14 protein-coding genes and 1 tRNA gene are annotated in these 14,027 nt (G+C 50.2%); 9 read left to right on the top strand and 6 right to left on the bottom strand.

Annotated features, from left to right (window positions below; genetic code table 11):
* Positions 1-11: 11 nt before the first annotated feature.
* Entirely contained in the window at positions 12-1,298 is a 1,287-nt protein-coding gene (locus tag IPJ88_18850; GenBank protein ID QQR90168.1) for an MgtC/SapB family protein, read from the top strand.
* Positions 1,299-1,423: 125 nt separating this feature from the next.
* Here IPJ88_18850 and IPJ88_18845 read toward each other — a convergent pair whose 3' ends face one another.
* Entirely contained in the window at positions 1,424-1,708 is a 285-nt protein-coding gene (locus tag IPJ88_18845; protein ID QQR90167.1) for a hypothetical protein, read from the bottom strand.
* Between IPJ88_18845 and IPJ88_18840 the strand changes: the two genes are divergently transcribed.
* The 4 genes from IPJ88_18840 to IPJ88_18825 all read left to right on the top strand — a co-directional run bounded on the left by IPJ88_18840 (position 1,707) and on the right by IPJ88_18825 (position 6,487).
* Positions 1,707-2,045, top strand: a complete 339-nt coding sequence (locus IPJ88_18840) for a hypothetical protein (protein ID QQR90166.1) — start codon at positions 1,707-1,709, stop codon at positions 2,043-2,045. The two genes, IPJ88_18845 and IPJ88_18840, sit on opposite strands and share 2 nt — an antisense overlap.
* A gap of 88 nt (positions 2,046-2,133) precedes the next feature.
* On the top strand, positions 2,134-3,084 hold the full coding sequence (locus tag IPJ88_18835) for a hypothetical protein (GenBank protein ID QQR90165.1): 951 nt from the start codon (positions 2,134-2,136) through the stop codon (positions 3,082-3,084).
* A gap of 84 nt (positions 3,085-3,168) precedes the next feature.
* A complete protein-coding gene (locus IPJ88_18830; protein ID QQR90164.1) occupies positions 3,169-4,107 on the top strand; it encodes a bile acid:sodium symporter family protein in 939 nt (312 codons plus the stop codon).
* A gap of 118 nt (positions 4,108-4,225) precedes the next feature.
* On the top strand, positions 4,226-6,487 hold the full coding sequence (locus tag IPJ88_18825; GenBank protein QQR90163.1) for a hypothetical protein: 2,262 nt from the start codon (positions 4,226-4,228) through the stop codon (positions 6,485-6,487).
* Between the two features lie 645 nt (positions 6,488-7,132).
* On the opposite strand, the gene IPJ88_18820 is transcribed toward IPJ88_18825, so the two are convergent.
* On the bottom strand, positions 7,133-8,476 hold the full coding sequence (locus IPJ88_18820) for an amidohydrolase family protein (protein QQR90162.1): 1,344 nt from the start codon (positions 8,474-8,476) through the stop codon (positions 7,133-7,135).
* A 38-nt stretch (positions 8,477-8,514) separates the two neighbouring features.
* Positions 8,515-8,931, bottom strand: a complete 417-nt coding sequence (locus IPJ88_18815) for a cytidine deaminase (GenBank protein ID QQR90161.1) — start codon at positions 8,929-8,931, stop codon at positions 8,515-8,517.
* Positions 8,932-9,145: 214 nt separating this feature from the next.
* Between IPJ88_18815 and IPJ88_18810 the strand changes: the two genes are divergently transcribed.
* The 4 genes from IPJ88_18810 (at position 9,146) to IPJ88_18795 (ending at position 11,898) form a co-directional block, all read left to right on the top strand.
* Positions 9,146-9,523: a high-potential iron-sulfur protein gene (locus tag IPJ88_18810; protein ID QQR90160.1), complete on the top strand. Its 378-nt coding sequence runs from the start codon at positions 9,146-9,148 to the stop codon at positions 9,521-9,523.
* A gap of 255 nt (positions 9,524-9,778) precedes the next feature.
* On the top strand, positions 9,779-10,090 hold the full coding sequence (rplU, locus tag IPJ88_18805) for a 50S ribosomal protein L21 (GenBank protein ID QQR90159.1): 312 nt from the start codon (positions 9,779-9,781) through the stop codon (positions 10,088-10,090).
* A 12-nt stretch (positions 10,091-10,102) separates the two neighbouring features.
* Positions 10,103-10,384, top strand: coding sequence for a 50S ribosomal protein L27 (gene rpmA / locus IPJ88_18800; GenBank protein QQR90158.1), 282 nt, complete (start codon positions 10,103-10,105; stop codon positions 10,382-10,384).
* A gap of 26 nt (positions 10,385-10,410) precedes the next feature.
* Entirely contained in the window at positions 10,411-11,898 is a 1,488-nt protein-coding gene (locus IPJ88_18795) for an HAD-IG family 5'-nucleotidase (GenBank protein ID QQR90157.1), read from the top strand.
* A gap of 57 nt (positions 11,899-11,955) precedes the next feature.
* On the opposite strand, the gene IPJ88_18790 is transcribed toward IPJ88_18795, so the two are convergent.
* The 3 genes from IPJ88_18790 to IPJ88_18780 form a co-directional block, all read right to left on the bottom strand.
* Positions 11,956-12,027 (bottom strand) — tRNA-Ala (locus tag IPJ88_18790).
* A 188-nt stretch (positions 12,028-12,215) separates the two neighbouring features.
* Positions 12,216-12,731: a hypothetical protein gene (locus IPJ88_18785; protein QQR90156.1), complete on the bottom strand. Its 516-nt coding sequence runs from the start codon at positions 12,729-12,731 to the stop codon at positions 12,216-12,218.
* Positions 12,732-12,982: 251 nt separating this feature from the next.
* Positions 12,983-13,927, bottom strand: coding sequence for a bifunctional riboflavin kinase/FAD synthetase (locus IPJ88_18780; GenBank protein ID QQR90155.1), 945 nt, complete (start codon positions 13,925-13,927; stop codon positions 12,983-12,985).
* Between the last annotated feature and the right edge of the window lie 100 nt (positions 13,928-14,027).

Raw genomic sequence — 14,027 nt, 5'->3', positions numbered from 1 at the left:
ATTTTTTAGAAGTGACTCCTTCTGGCATCGAAAATGTACTTTCCTTGGCTACGGCGTTGGCTGCCGGTTTGCTTATTGGAGCTGAACGTCAGCAAGATGGCCGTATTGGTCGATTTGCTGGTGCACGCACCTTTTCGCTGATTGCACTTCTTGGCGCCATTGGCATGTTAGCCCATGTCTGGGTCTCCCTCGGTCTTGCTCTTATTGTTGGAACCCTCATTGCCATAGCTTATTACCGTGACTCAGTATCCCGATCGGATAAGGGAGTAACGACGGAGGTTGCGGCGCTGGTAACCTATGCCCTGGGTGCTTTGAGCACAGCCAAAGAGCTCGACATGCCTTATACCGATCGCCTGCTCCTGGTGGCCGCAGGCGCAAGCGTCGTACTTGCATTGCTATCGCTGAAAAAACCACTGCACGGCTTTTTGCGAAATGTTTCAGAAGAAGACGTTTTTTCAGTCATGAAACTTTTGTTGCTTGCGGCCATTCTCTTGCCGCTTTTGCCCAATGCCGACATGGGGCCCTGGGGTACACTCAATCCACGTCACATCGGATTGCTGGCCGTGTTGATCTCTTCCATTAGTTTTGCCGGTTATATTGCGATTCGCGTCATGGGACCGGGCAGGGGGCTTGGCTTGACCGGCTTGCTCGGCGGACTCGCTTCTTCAACCGCCGTGACCGTTTCTTTTTCAGGTCATGCCAAGCAGCGTCGGAGCCTAACCACAGCGTGTGCTGCGGCTATCGTCTTGGCATCTTCGACGATGTTTCCGCGCATGATGGTTGATATCTCGGTGACCTCGCCAGCTTTGCTGCCCGAAGTGATGTGGTTTTTGGGGGCGGCGGGACTTAGCAGTTTGATTCTCGGAAGCGTTTTGTTTTGGCAAGCTTCAATAGGACGAAGCCCTGGCGAACGAAGCACGATTAACGAAGCAGCCACCCTCGATGTGAGCAACCCCTTTTCGTTATCGATGGCAATCAAGTTCGCAGGTCTGTTTACGTTGGTGTTGCTCTTGTCACGCGCGGCGGCACATCTGCTCCCAGAAACAGGTGTGTATTTATCGGCCACCTTCGGTGCAGTCGCAAACGTTGATGCCATTACCTTATCGCTTGGAAAGCTGCACGAGCAGGGGCAGGTGAGCACTGCAGCTGCTCGGCATTCTGTGTATCTGGTTGCGGCGAGCAATTTTGCTTCAAAAACATTATTGGCAGGTTTACTGGGCGGCAAAGAACTTGGGATCCGGATTGGCATAAGTCTGGCTTTTTCGTTGGCAGTTGCGGCTTTTTTCCTGCACTGGTAAGCAACTGTGCATGAACAAAATTGTTTGGATAGGCTTAGGGCTAATCGTTGCATGTCAGCAAAGTCCCGAGCAAAGCCCTGAAGCACAAACGCCTCCGCCGTCGTTGTCAGCGGTTGAGCAGCAAGCTAACCCTGCTGAGCAAAATGCGCCGCAATTACCGAGCGCACGGAGCTTACCGAGGAAGCTTCAGAAAAAGAGATAAAAGCGCCATCGGCAAAAGATAGCGCTGATCCAAAAAAACAACCCAGTGCTCGAAACGATTCCGCAGGACCGAATCCAGCTCCCGCAAACGGCGAGAACAAAGTAGCGCCAAAGCCTGCATCGTTTGAAGCAAAAGATGAAACTGTTAAGCCGCTGCCTGATCCCAAAGCAGAGGTGAACTCGACATGTCCTGCACAGAAATGCGCCATGATGCCAGCTTTGCCGGCTCGGCGTTGCCCCGATGGACAAACGGCTGGACCTGTCTGTCTCAAAAGCAACGATGGCAAGTGCAGCTGGAAGATCGCTCAATGTTTAACCGTTGCCGCCGAAAACCCAATACTTGCCGGCAAGGGCTGCGTTGCTGGAGGCTGTTCAGGGCAGTTATGCATTGAAAAAGGTAGCGACAGAGTAAGCACTTGCGAGTGGCGCGAAGAGTACGCTTGTTATCGAAGCGCGATTTGCGAGCGCACAAACAGTGGGCAGTGCGCTTGGCGGCAGACAAAGGACCTTAAGGACTGTTTGGGCGCTAAGAGCATGATTAAGTGACGTATGCTCGACGATCGGTTGGCGTCTATCGCATAAGGACCGCGGTTAGCTTTTGGTCCCGTCGTGGGCTGATCCAGTGGAGGGTGTGGTGAAAAAAAACAGCGTATTGATCTTTGGGGTATCTATTTTCCTTGTGGCCTGTGCTTCAACTCAACCGAGAACAAGTACAAGCAAAGCTACAGCAGGCAAAAAATTGCTTGCCGCAAAGCTCGATGTGCACCTGATGACACTTCAGACGCCTGAGATTTTTGGTTTATCAGGGCTCGATCTTGATTCGGCTTCTCGATTTTGGGCGGTGGCCGAACGTGACCGCGTGTTGCTGGCCTTTAAAGTGCAGGAAGGACATGCACAACTAACTGAGCACAAGCTTTCCCTGATTGGCGTTCCCGAAGGGGCCGATACGGAGTCCTTAGGATGGATTGATTCAACGCATTTTGTGCTGGGCACCGAACGCCATGAAGCCAATCGCAAGACCGACGATATTCTACTCTTTGAGGTGTCTGGCGATATCGCCAAGCTTGAAGAAAAAATTGACTTGCCTTACGCGCTCTTTAATATGACCGCCAACGATAACCAAGGCATCGAAGGGTTATGTGCCACCGAATCTTATGTGCTTGCTGGTGTGGAAAATGGCACGAGTGATACAACGAGTAAACGTTTTGCGCCTCTTGCCCTTTATGATCTCAAGCATAAGAGTTGGCGCACTGCACGGCTAATGTTGAGCACCGAGCAAGGCATGCTCTCGTCGCTGGCTTGCCGCAAAAATGAAACGAACGGGCATCTCGAAGTACTGGCCATCGAGCGGTACTACAGCATTTCTCGCTTGCTTCATTTTGAAGTGGCGCTTGATGAAGATGCACGATCCATCATCCCCGAAACTCTCGTTGATTTGGCAAGCTTGAGTGATGGTGATGTTCCAAACTGGGAGGGTGTCATGTGGCATCCTGCTGGAGGCGTGGTGCTCTTAAGTGACAACCAGACCAGTGTGGTGAGTGGCCCAGTTCAAGTCATGTGGATAAAAAAGCTTGAGACCAACTGACTATTTTGTCATGAAATCAGCGCTAAATATGCCATTTGTGGCGTTTTTTTGGCATATAACATGCCAAAAGTGGCATGTTGAGTCATGAATCTTTGGCTTCGAAAATTCGTGCATTTCTTTCCCTGGTGGCTGCTGCTTTTTACTGCTGCATCCTTAATGCATCCGCCGCTTGCGACTTGGTTTTCTGGGCCACTTATCACTATCGGCCTTGCGGTGATCATGTTGGGGATGGGGCTAAGCCTTGAACTCAGTGATTTTTTGCGCGTGTTGCGCATGCCGAAAAGCGTCGGCGTTGGCGTATTGCTTCAGTTTTTGCTGATGCCTGGTTTGGGGTGGCTGCTTAGTCGAGTTTTTTCCTTGCCCCCCTTTTATGCGGCTGGACTCGTGCTGGTGTCGTGTTGTCCGGGTGGCACGGCGTCCAATGTGATTGCTTTTTTAGCCAAGGCAGACGTAGCGCTCTCGGTGACACTGACCGCAGTTTCCACCATGGTGGCGGTGGCTCTTACGCCGCTATTAAGCAGCCTGCTGATTGGAAGTGAAGTTGCGGTGGACGGGGTTGGGCTTTTTATCAGTACGGCCAAGGTGGTGCTGCTTCCGGTGGCTTTGGGCCTCTGGCTTCGCAAAACCATGCCGCGTGTGACAGAGCTGCTTTTGCCGTGGGCTCCTCCGCTGGCCGTTGTCATGATAGTTTTGATTGTTGCTTCGATTATCGCTGCTGCAAAGACAGAGCTGGCTCAGCTGATTTACTCCCTTGCCGGAGCTGTTCTGAGTTTACATCTACTGGGCTTTTTTTTAGGCTATGTACTGGCCAAATGCTTCGCTGCTTCGACTACGGAAGCTCGGACTATTTCAATTGAAGTTGGCATGCAAAACTCGGGTCTCGGCGTGGTGCTTGCGCGAAGCAACTTTTCAAGCCCCTTGGTTGCCATTCCTGCAGCGCTTTCTTCCCTGACCCATTGCGTTGTAGGTAGCCTTTGTGCGGCTTTTTGGGCGCGCCGCGCTCCTGCTAACAAAGAGCTATGATTCTTCAATCTTGTATGTTTTGCTCCAAAAGCCGGTTTTTAAAATAGATGTGGTGTGGTATGCGGTGGCGTCTAGGCTATCGTCTGTTAATCTAATTAGTGTGGGATTCCTTAGTAAAATGAACGTCGTAGTGAAACAACTCCTAAAGCTTATTTCTGCTGTTTTTCGCAAAAATAGCGGGGCCTTTGTCGCTTTTATGACAGGGCATCCTGAAAAAACAACGTCCCGTATGCGCTTGCTTATGGCCCGAGGTGAGGTGAAATTTAAGTATCTTCTTGCAAGCGGCCTTCTTTTTGCTGTCCTTGTGCCAAGCTCCGGTTGCGGCGAAAAAAAAGAGCCGACCAAGGCTAAGCCAGAAAAGGAGACCCAGCGCGTGGACAGTCGTCCTGCCCCCATGGCGCGGCCCGTCCCGCTTTGGAAAGACGCCAAGCAGGAAAAGAAAGTTGATGCAGCCAAAGCTGCGGCTGAAGGGTATGTGCTTTTAGATCTCGGAGAAGACTGGACGCCTTATATCTTTGAAAGCATTCCAGAGCATGAACCAGCAGCCTATCGGAAAACCTATTTAGCTTTAGCGCGCGGACAATTCCCAGACAACCATCACGGCGAGCGCGCAAAGGACGATGAATATCTTGAGCTCTATGGGATCATGCCGACGCTTTCGCTGCTTCGTGAACGATTCGAGGCGATGGCCAAAAAAGAATGCATCAGTGAGATTGATTTATCAGCTTTTCAGAATTTTGACGGTTTTGTCGCGTATCGGCGAGAGTTGGCAACCAAGCAAAAAGCCCAAGCCTTTTTAGCCTTGGAACGGCGAGTGCAGCAGCTGATGAAAAATAAGGCTGTGGCAAGCCCAGAGGAGCTCGATGTCAGTGAGCTCGATACACGAGATGCTTCATACTTAAAAAACTATCTTAACCAAGCTCCTCGTGTTTCGGCAGTGCGCGCGGCGCAAAAGCGTATGGAATGCGAAGGCTATTTCCAGGGCTTAGGAAAATATCTTCCGGGTGTACTCGATTGGCGCACGCACGAGGCTTTGGCACGTTTTGAACGCCGGCATCGTGTTTACGGTTGGGGTTACATCGGACATGATACTCTTGAAAAGTTAAGAGAGCCTACTTTGGAACTTGAGCGCCGGGCGGTGGTGCGTGTGCTTAGCGAGCGGGCGATGCACTCGGCGGGCGTGATTGAGGATGGCAGTACTTCGACCAAGCTTGACGGTAGTCCACGCACCTTTAAGGGCAAAGATGGCAAGACGCATCCCATTCCTAATTTTGAGGCTTCCTTGAGCAAGCATGTGGTTAAAGCGTTTGGCCTTCAAACGCCCGAAGCCACATTAAGTTGGCTCAAGAAGTTAGGGGCCATCGAGGCTGAGCATACCGTGGCCATCCCCGGTCCGTCGAGACCAGAGTACTACGATGGCGACATGAAGCTTTCGGTTGAAATTGATCGCGGGGATGTTTGGTATGACTTTCCCTTTGATGAGGAAGGAAACGAGCGCGGGCAGCCGGTGCAACGCCGTCCACGACTCACCTTGTTTACTAAGTACAATGGTCAGAAAATACCGCTTGTGCGCATAGGAACAACGGTTGGTGGTTGGCGCAGTGATTTTGAAAATGGCCATGTGCTCTGGCGCTACAAAGGCTCACCCACCGGTCCGCGGGTTTGGAAGAAAATTGTGGCTGCCCCCGTCTGGCTTCCTCCAGAAAGTACACCGCCCAAGAGTTTGCTGACACGCAGCAAAAAGCGTGGCGTTAAATACGAAATCAATTATCACGAAATGGGACCAAGCTATGCATCGGCTTATGGTCTTGTTGCTGCCTACCATGAAAAATATCAGAAGTTTGATGACGGTACGATTGCAGTAGGTGGTGATGAAGGTATTCGTACGCATGGTTCAGTGGACTACATGAGTGTGGCTCGCCGCAACTCGCACGGTTGCCATCGTTTGCATAATCACATGGCTGTACGGCTCATGTCTTTTGTGCTTGCCCATCGACCCCATATCCGCATTGGGCAAAAGCGAGTCTTTTTAGATCGTGAACTTGAAGTGGATGACAAAACCTATGAGCTAGCGCTTCGTGAAGGAGGCTACGAGTTTGAACTCAAGGAGCCTATTCCTGTCATGGTGCACGAGGGCAGGGTGCGCGGTAAGATCAAAACGCCCATAGAGCATGCGCTTCCAAAGTACGATGAGACCATCGGAGCTTACGTCATGCCAGGGCAGGGTGCCGTAAAGATTAGCCCCTACGGAAAACTCATTGACATTCCATTGCCTACGGACGGCGGACTTCCGCCACCGGGTTTTGTTAAAGACGAAATACAAGTACCAGACATTGGCATGGTGCCCATGCCCAGTAGCATGCCTGCGGCTAAACACTAAGGCGATGTGTTGATGCGTCCCGAACACGGCATACGTGTGCAATTGACACTGAAAACCATCCAAGAAGATGGCGCGCTATACGCAGTTCAGCTTTTTACCCCGTCAAACGAGTGGAAGCTAGAAGCGATGCTTTGTCCCAAGCAGGATACGGTAGAGCTGTCGCATCACGAAAACACGGAGCCGTGGGCCTTGAAGATTGCCGAAAAATTTTTGACAACACTCTGTGTCCAGCAGAAAGCAAAATCCCAACCCACTTGGCCCAAACGCCTCCTACGCTGGCGCCCCAAACCAAGCTAGATCCTTTGGTGTATGCCAAGCGGCTGGCAAAGTGGAGGCAACCCTTCATGCTCAAACAGTCCTCGCTTCGCTGCGGAACTGCGCGTGAAGGGTTGCCTCCACTTTGCAACAAGACTTAAATGCTTCGCGTGACTTTTAACGAGAGCATGACAGGCGTAGCCTTTCGTTGGCATTGCGAGTCCAATAAAAGTGGGTCCCTGGTTTTATAAAAGCGTCTAGATGATCATTAGCTCTGATGTCTTGAGGCAAAGAGGCGTTGGGTTCCCACGCGCAGTTCCGCAGCGAAGCGAGGACTGTCTGAGCATGGGGACCCAACGCCTCTTTGCAAGCTCATCACAAAAAAGCTCTTTAGAGTTGGCTTCGGTGTAGTAGCTTTTTTAGTTCGGTGGTGGCTTGTGTTTTAAGGGTTGAGGTATCGAGACTTAGCAGCTTTCGGTTTCGGACGAGCTGCTTTCCGGCTACCCAGACATCGCTTACGGCCGAAGAGCTGCCTGCATAAACTAGATTGGCCGCCAGATCTTGTCCGGGAAGATGCGTGGTGGCCGGCAAGTCAAGCAAGATGAAATCCGCTTCCTTGCCCACTTCAAGTGAGCCTATTTTATCATCGAGGCCAAGAACACGTGCTCCTTCGATGGTAGCCATGGACAAAATGGTCATGGGATTTAGGGCAGATGGGTCGCCGGATTTGATTTTAGCGAGCAAAGCGGCGCCGCGCATTTCTGTCCACATCTCGAGACGATTATTGCAAGGAGCCCCATCGGCACCTAGGCCAACAAGAACACCGTTAGACCGCAAGGCGCAAAGGTCAGCGATGCCGCTAGCAAGCTTTAAGTTAGCACTTGGACAGTGCGCGATGCGGGTGTGTGTTTTGCTCAGGGCTTTCATTTCCGCACGGCGAAGCTGAACGCCGTGGGCTAAGACCACTTGGGGTCCGTAAATGCCTGCATCATGCAAAGCTGCGATATCGTCTTTACCAAAGGCGTGCCGAACAGCCAGCCGTTCAGCAGGATGCTCCGCAGCATGCGTATGAATGATAGCGCCAAGATTGGTTGCGAGCTTTACTGTTTCTCTAAGCAGAGCCGAGCTGCAGGAAAGAATGAAACGAGGTGCAAAAGCGTAAGCTAAACGTTGCTGATCGTAGCCATGCCATCGATCAAAAAGGATTCGGCTTTGTCGAAGGCTATGTGCTGTTTCCTCTCTCAAAGCAGAAGGAAGGTTTCGTCCGCGATCCATCATGGCTTTTCCGGAAAAACCTCGGATGCCACTTTGCGCCATGACCTCAAAGACTGTGTTGTGATGATGGACGGTTCCCATATCGAGGATACAGGTGCTACCACCGAGTAATAGTTCAGCGACGCCTAGCTGTGCGGAAGCTTGAAGAGAGCGTGCCGTATGAGCGGCTTCAAGCGGCCAGATACGTTTGCTCAGCCAATGGAGTAAGGGAAGATCTTCGGCAAGACCTCGAAACAGTGTTTGAGCAAGGTGAATATGGCACTGAACGAAACCAGGAAGCAAAACGCGTCCTTTGGCATCGATGTTCTGCTTAGCCGGCGGAAGTTTGCCTCGCTGTGATGACGAGAGCAAAACAATACGTCCTTTTGAGATACCCATCGTGCCACGAAAGATGCGTCTGTCAGCATCCATGGTGAAAAGCAAAGCGTTGGTGATGAGTACATCGAGTTTTGATGGCATGAGTGGTGCTGAAAGGAAAGTGAACTTATCGAAGAGTTTTAGGATGGGTCGAGGTTTTGTGGGCCAAATGCATAAGGAAGCAATTCGCTAAGGGAGCTTTCAAAAATCTGCCCAGATTTGTTGATGCAATGTACGAGGCAACTTGGGCCAAATTCATTGATCACTTGTCGGCAAGCACCACATGGTGTGGCAAAGTTGGCATCGTTGCTGGCTACGACGACTGCCGAAATGTGTCGGATGCCTTGGTGAACTGCGGTGGTAATAGCGTTTCGTTCGGCGCAAAGAGCCAAGCCGTAACTTGCGTTCTCAACATTCGAGCCACTTACGATTGTTCCGTCACTGCAAAAGATAGCTGCACCGACTTTGTAGGAGGAATAGGGCGCATAGGCTTTGTCCAAGGCAGCACGCGCGGCTTCATAGAGACTGTTCCAGGGGATCGGATTAGCTGTGCTCATGCAGCTTTCAACCATATCGGTTTTTTTCAGCAAGTAAACAAGAAGTACCCTGTTCTTGAAAGTGGATGTCAATAGTGAACGGCTGCGGCAATCGGCCACAGCTGCTCTTCTTTGGAATAAAGACAAACAGTGCTGAGCGCGTTATAAGTCGAAACCAAGTTCTCCATAGCTTTAAGACGCTTTGTAAATTCGCAAAAGAGAAAGGGAAGTCACGATGAAAAAAACATGGACGCGACGTCGATTATTGCAATTTGGTGGTGTAGCAGGTGGCTCGATGTTGCTCATGCCGTCAGTTCTTAGCGCATGCGGCAAAAAAGAGGGTAGTGCTGCTGCTCCTGAGGCTCCCAAAGCACTTGATTGTTCATCCACCACAGGTTTGGCCCCAGCAGACCTCGCAACTCGCAATGCACTTAAATATGTGGATTCCTCTCCGGACGCTCAGAAAAATTGCGCGAACTGCGCATTGTTTGTTGCGCCTACACAAGAAGGCGGTTGTGGAAGCTGCCAAGTTGTTAAAGGTACTATCAATCCAAAGGGCTACTGCAATTCTTGGGCACCCAAACCAGAAGCCACAACGGGCCAGCCTACTTAGAGCGACTCTTGCATGAGAGCAGATCGAAACGGGGGAGTATGGATTTCACCATCCAGGCCCCCGATTCTTGAACAACTCCAGTGTGTTTTCTCAACGTTTTTTTCTAAGCTGTTGTTTTTATTTCAATTTATCTAAGACAGGCGCATAGACTTTTTTCTGCCCTAAAGTCGTTTTTGCAGTAATTGGGCTTGCGACAAAGCGATTTGTCCGTAATATAGCCGCTCTTGTATTTCCGACCCTTGGTTGAGGTTTATCATGTACGCAGTAATTGCCTCTGGCGGCAAACAATATCGTGTTGAAAAAGGTGACGTCGTTCGGATGGATCGCCTTAGCGGTGAAGTTGGCGCCAACGTAAAGTTTGACAGTGTTTTGATGCTCGGCGACGGCGACAACTCCAAAGTGGGCCAGCCGCTTTTGTCTGGCGCCGAAGTTAAGGGCGAAATCGTTGCTCAAGATTTAGGTAAGAAAATCATCATCTTTAAAATGCGTCGCCGTAAGGGCTACCGCCGTAAGACAGGCCACAGGCAGCCTTATACGGCCGTCCGCGTAACCGATATTAAAGGCTAAGAGAGGTTTGTAATGGCACATAAGAAGGGACAAGGCGCAACCCGTAACGGACGCGATTCAAATCCTCAGTACCGCGGGGTGAAAGTATTTGCTGGTGAGCAAATTCGAGCAGGTGGCATCATTGTGCGACAGGTTGGATCAACTTTTCATGCTGGTAACAACGTTGGCACGGGTAAGGACTTTACCTTGTGGTCGCGTGTCGATGGTGTTGTTCGATTTGAGCGTAAAGGACGCCGCCGTCAGCAGGTTAGTGTCTATTCCATAGATGATCCTCGTTTGAGTGTTGAGGGCTAATTTGTCCGCTATCGGCGGGACAGAACATGCCTCAAACTGAGCAACTTGTTTTTAATTTTCCGGGTATGTCCTATGGAGCGCCCCTGGCTCCGCCGCGCTCGCATAGGATTTATTGCAATCGTAATCTTCGTTTTGACCTGATCCAGATGATCGGTTTTGACATGGATTACACTCTGGCTATCTACAATCAAGCCGAAATGGATCGTCTAAGCATTGAGGTGACGATCAAAAAGCTTGTTGAGCAGGGCTATCCAGAGCTACTGCTCAAGATGCCTTTTCGCACCGACTTTCCGATTCGAGGACTGCATATTGATAAAAAATACGGCCATGTCCTTAAGATGGATAGATACCAATATGTGAAAAAGGCCTATCACGGCTTACATCGCTTAAGCTTGGAGGAGCGCCGTTCACTTTATCATCGCAATCGCTTGCGTGTAGGTAGTTCCCGTTACCATTGGGTGGACACACTTTATGCACTCAGTGAAGTGTCGGTGTTTTCTGCTGCGGTCGAAGCTCTCGATAAAATATACGATACCGTAGACTACGAAAAATTATTTACAGACATCCGAACTTGTATTGATCTTGCTCATCAAGATGGAAGCATCCTGGATGAGGTGTCCGCGGATTTGCCTCGTTTTGTTTATCGGGACGATCTGCTTGCGCGTACGCTCCATAAACTGCGCAGTTCAGGAAAACGACTTTTTCTGTTAACGAATTCTCAAGCGGACTACACGCAAAAGATGATGACCTATTTGTTAGAGGGTCAGATTCCCGAGTACGCGTCGTGGAAAAGCTATTTCGACATGATCATCTGTGCTGCAAGAAAGCCTTTGTTTTTTGAAGGTGGAACTCCTCTGCTTGAAGTTCTCCCCAACGGTGAGCGGCGCGAAACTCAAGAGCTGGAACGTGGAAAGATCTACATGGGAGGCAATGTGGCTCTTTTTGAGCAGCTTTCCGGTGTGGGTGGCGATGATGTGCTTTACGTTGGTGATCACATCTATGGTGATGTTTTACGTACTAAAAAAGAAAGCGCCTGGCGCACTGCCATGATCTTACAGGAGATGACCGAAGAGCTTGGGGCGCTAGAACGTTGTGAAGCAGATATTAGCCATATGGATCATTTGGATCTGTTGCGCGATGCTTTGTATGATGAGCTTCGAGAACATCAAACGCAGTTTAGGCACACCTTGGGCCAACTGGATCAAGTAGAGCTTGATCCGGCAGAAAAAACGGCGCTCGAGGCACGTCGCACGCTTCTAAAACGACGTGTGGAAACCTTGCGAACTCGTTTTCGAGCCTTGGATCAGGAGTTCAACACGCTTGAAGAAGAAGTTGATCGCGCCTTTCATCCTTTTTGGGGTTCACTGCTAAAGTCAGGTCCTGAGGTTTCCAGTTTTGGCGATCAGGTAGAAAAATATGCCTGTCTGTACACGGACCGAGTTTCAAGCTTCTGGTACTATTCCCCGATGCACTACTTCCGTTCTCCGCGTGATCGCATGCCGCACGAACGTTAGCCACTAAAAAGCCGCTCCCGAGCTTACAGGCGACTGACCAGCTATGAAGCAACCGGGTGGAGCTGAGGGGGGTCGAACCCTGACCTCATGACTGCCAGTCATGCGCTCTCCCAACTGAGCTACAGCCCCGATAACACGAAGCCATCTCATGCATACCTCAGGTCGTTTTTTACTTGAAAAAACACTACTTGAGCTTTTTTCAAATGAAATCCTCTATCGGTATGAATCAGATGGTCTCTAGATGCAGCGTTTAACACTGCCCGCCAGGCCTGTCAATGTGCTTCAGGTATCGACCAAAAGAGCTGGGATCTGAGGTTCTATGGTGATCTATAAAACTTTCCACCTGTCATCGCATGCAGGTAGTCGCCAAGTTCCCGGATACGCATCATCTGTTGGAGATCTTGTTTTCCGAAGACGTCGCGCTCGATCTGCAGTTGTCTTCGTTCGTAGTAGGCCTTTGTGATGCTTTGGACTAAATCATGTCGGGCATCATTTCGGATGCGTTCTTGACTGAGAACCGTAACTTCATGAGATGAAAAAACAAAGCGAGAAAAATCAAACACGAGCAAAGCCTCCAGGCGAAGATCATTGTCGGTCGAAAGATTTGTTTTATCCGTTGAGAGGCTTTGCTGCTCGGAGAGATCCCTTGCCATGACGCGACTGGCTCCAAGACGTAGCGTTGGCACCCATCCTGCATCGCGGGCACGTGATCGTACCTTATCCAGATATTTGGGACCCAAGCGAGCATAGCGTATCGCATCAGAGACAACTTCAGCTGCAGATGGCTCGTGACGATACCGAGCATTGGCTTGTCTAATTTGACGCAGCGACACACGCGACCGCTGTTATCTTGAGCAAAACTGAGCCTACATAGACACAGAAGCCAAAAACAAAACGCTATATAAAGCGCTCTGCTTCTAAGCAAACCAGTACCTATTGTCCTGCACGCCACCGTCATTAGCGCTCTTATCGAACGTCTGTAAGTGGAGTTGCTAATTTTTTTAACTTTCTATTTTTCTACAACCAATACACGCAACTTACGGTCTCTCTGAGCACGGATGCCTCGATAGAAAGCGTCGGTTTGCTACCTGCTCAAAAGGCTCCAAAGATGAGGCGAAACCGAGCTCAGCATGACTTTTGCCTTTTCCACATCTTTTGCGATTTGTGCCTTAAGAGCATCGACATGTTCAAAACGTTGCTCGTCTCGTAAATGCTCCAGAAACGCAATACGAAGTGTACGACCGTAAAGATCAATATTTTCGTCGAATAGGTGCGTTTCGATAGCTTTACCGGTATTGAGGGTGGGTCGTGAGCCAATATTGCATACCCCGAAACGTATGGTCTTTTGAGTATCGCCGGGAAGATATGCAGCGATAAGGTAGACTCCTTGGGATGGGACCAAGGTCTGGATCTCGTCGAGGTTTGCTGTTGGAAAGCCAAGCGTTCTGCCGATTTGTTTGCCCTGGGTAACGATGCCTTCGATGTCATATGCGCGAGCCATCAATTGGGATGCTTCGGCGACTCTAGTGCTTTTTAAGCATTCGCGAATACGTGTTGAAGAAATCACTTCTTCGCCCAACGAAACATGGCTAACTGCATCACCCTTGAGTCCATACTTTTTTCCAAGATGAACCAAGACTTCAGTGTTGCCTGCTCGATTCTTGCCAAAATGAAAATTCTTTCCGGGTACGATAGCCTGCGCGTTTAGTTGTTTGATCAACACCGATTCGATGAAACTTTCAGGGCTAAGTTCAGAAAAAGCTCGATCAAAGTTAGCAACGTGGACAGTATCCACTCCATAGGCTTTCAAAAGCTTGCTCTTACGCTCCAGCGTGCACAAAGGAGCGGGTGCACGGTCTGGAGCGAAAAACTGGGCAGGATGAGGCTCGAAAGTTAGCGCTACAACACAGAGTTGGTTGCTGCGAGCGATGGACGACGCGTGTTCGATAAGCGCCTGGTGCCCACGGTGTACGCCGTCCAGGTTTCCCGGGACAACGACGGAGGGAGCTGAGGTAGAAATTTCAGGCATAGTGCTTATCCATACTCGAAGCAGACCGCATTTGAAATGGGTTTTAATGAGCTTTTATGGGTATGTCTGATATTCACTGGTCTATTCATAGCGGGCTGAA

This window comes from Myxococcales bacterium, assembly GCA_016699535.1.
Taxonomy (GTDB): domain Bacteria; phylum Myxococcota_A; class Polyangia; order Polyangiales.
The sequence above is the reverse complement of the archived record's forward strand: the minus strand, read 5'-3'. Positions and strand labels throughout refer to the sequence as shown.

Excerpts from the sequence above, each read along its gene's own strand:
- IPJ88_18820 (QQR90162.1), bottom strand. The coding sequence starts at position 8,476 with ATGCCATCAAAACTCGATGTACTCATCACCAACGCTTTGCTTTTCACC.
- IPJ88_18840 (QQR90166.1), top strand. The coding sequence starts at position 1,707 with ATGATGCCAGCTTTGCCGGCTCGGCGTTGCCCCGATGGACAAACGGCT.
- rplU (QQR90159.1), top strand. The coding sequence starts at position 9,779 with ATGTACGCAGTAATTGCCTCTGGCGGCAAACAATATCGTGTTGAAAAA.
- IPJ88_18845 (QQR90167.1), bottom strand. The coding sequence starts at position 1,708 with ATGGCGCATTTCTGTGCAGGACATGTCGAGTTCACCTCTGCTTTGGGA.
- IPJ88_18830 (QQR90164.1), top strand. The coding sequence starts at position 3,169 with ATGAATCTTTGGCTTCGAAAATTCGTGCATTTCTTTCCCTGGTGGCTG.
- IPJ88_18825 (QQR90163.1), top strand. The coding sequence starts at position 4,226 with ATGAACGTCGTAGTGAAACAACTCCTAAAGCTTATTTCTGCTGTTTTT.
- IPJ88_18780 (QQR90155.1), bottom strand. The coding sequence starts at position 13,927 with ATGCCTGAAATTTCTACCTCAGCTCCCTCCGTCGTTGTCCCGGGAAAC.
- IPJ88_18810 (QQR90160.1), top strand. The coding sequence starts at position 9,146 with ATGAAAAAAACATGGACGCGACGTCGATTATTGCAATTTGGTGGTGTA.
- IPJ88_18795 (QQR90157.1), top strand. The coding sequence starts at position 10,411 with ATGCCTCAAACTGAGCAACTTGTTTTTAATTTTCCGGGTATGTCCTAT.
- IPJ88_18815 (QQR90161.1), bottom strand. The coding sequence starts at position 8,931 with ATGAGCACAGCTAATCCGATCCCCTGGAACAGTCTCTATGAAGCCGCG.
- rpmA (QQR90158.1), top strand. The coding sequence starts at position 10,103 with ATGGCACATAAGAAGGGACAAGGCGCAACCCGTAACGGACGCGATTCA.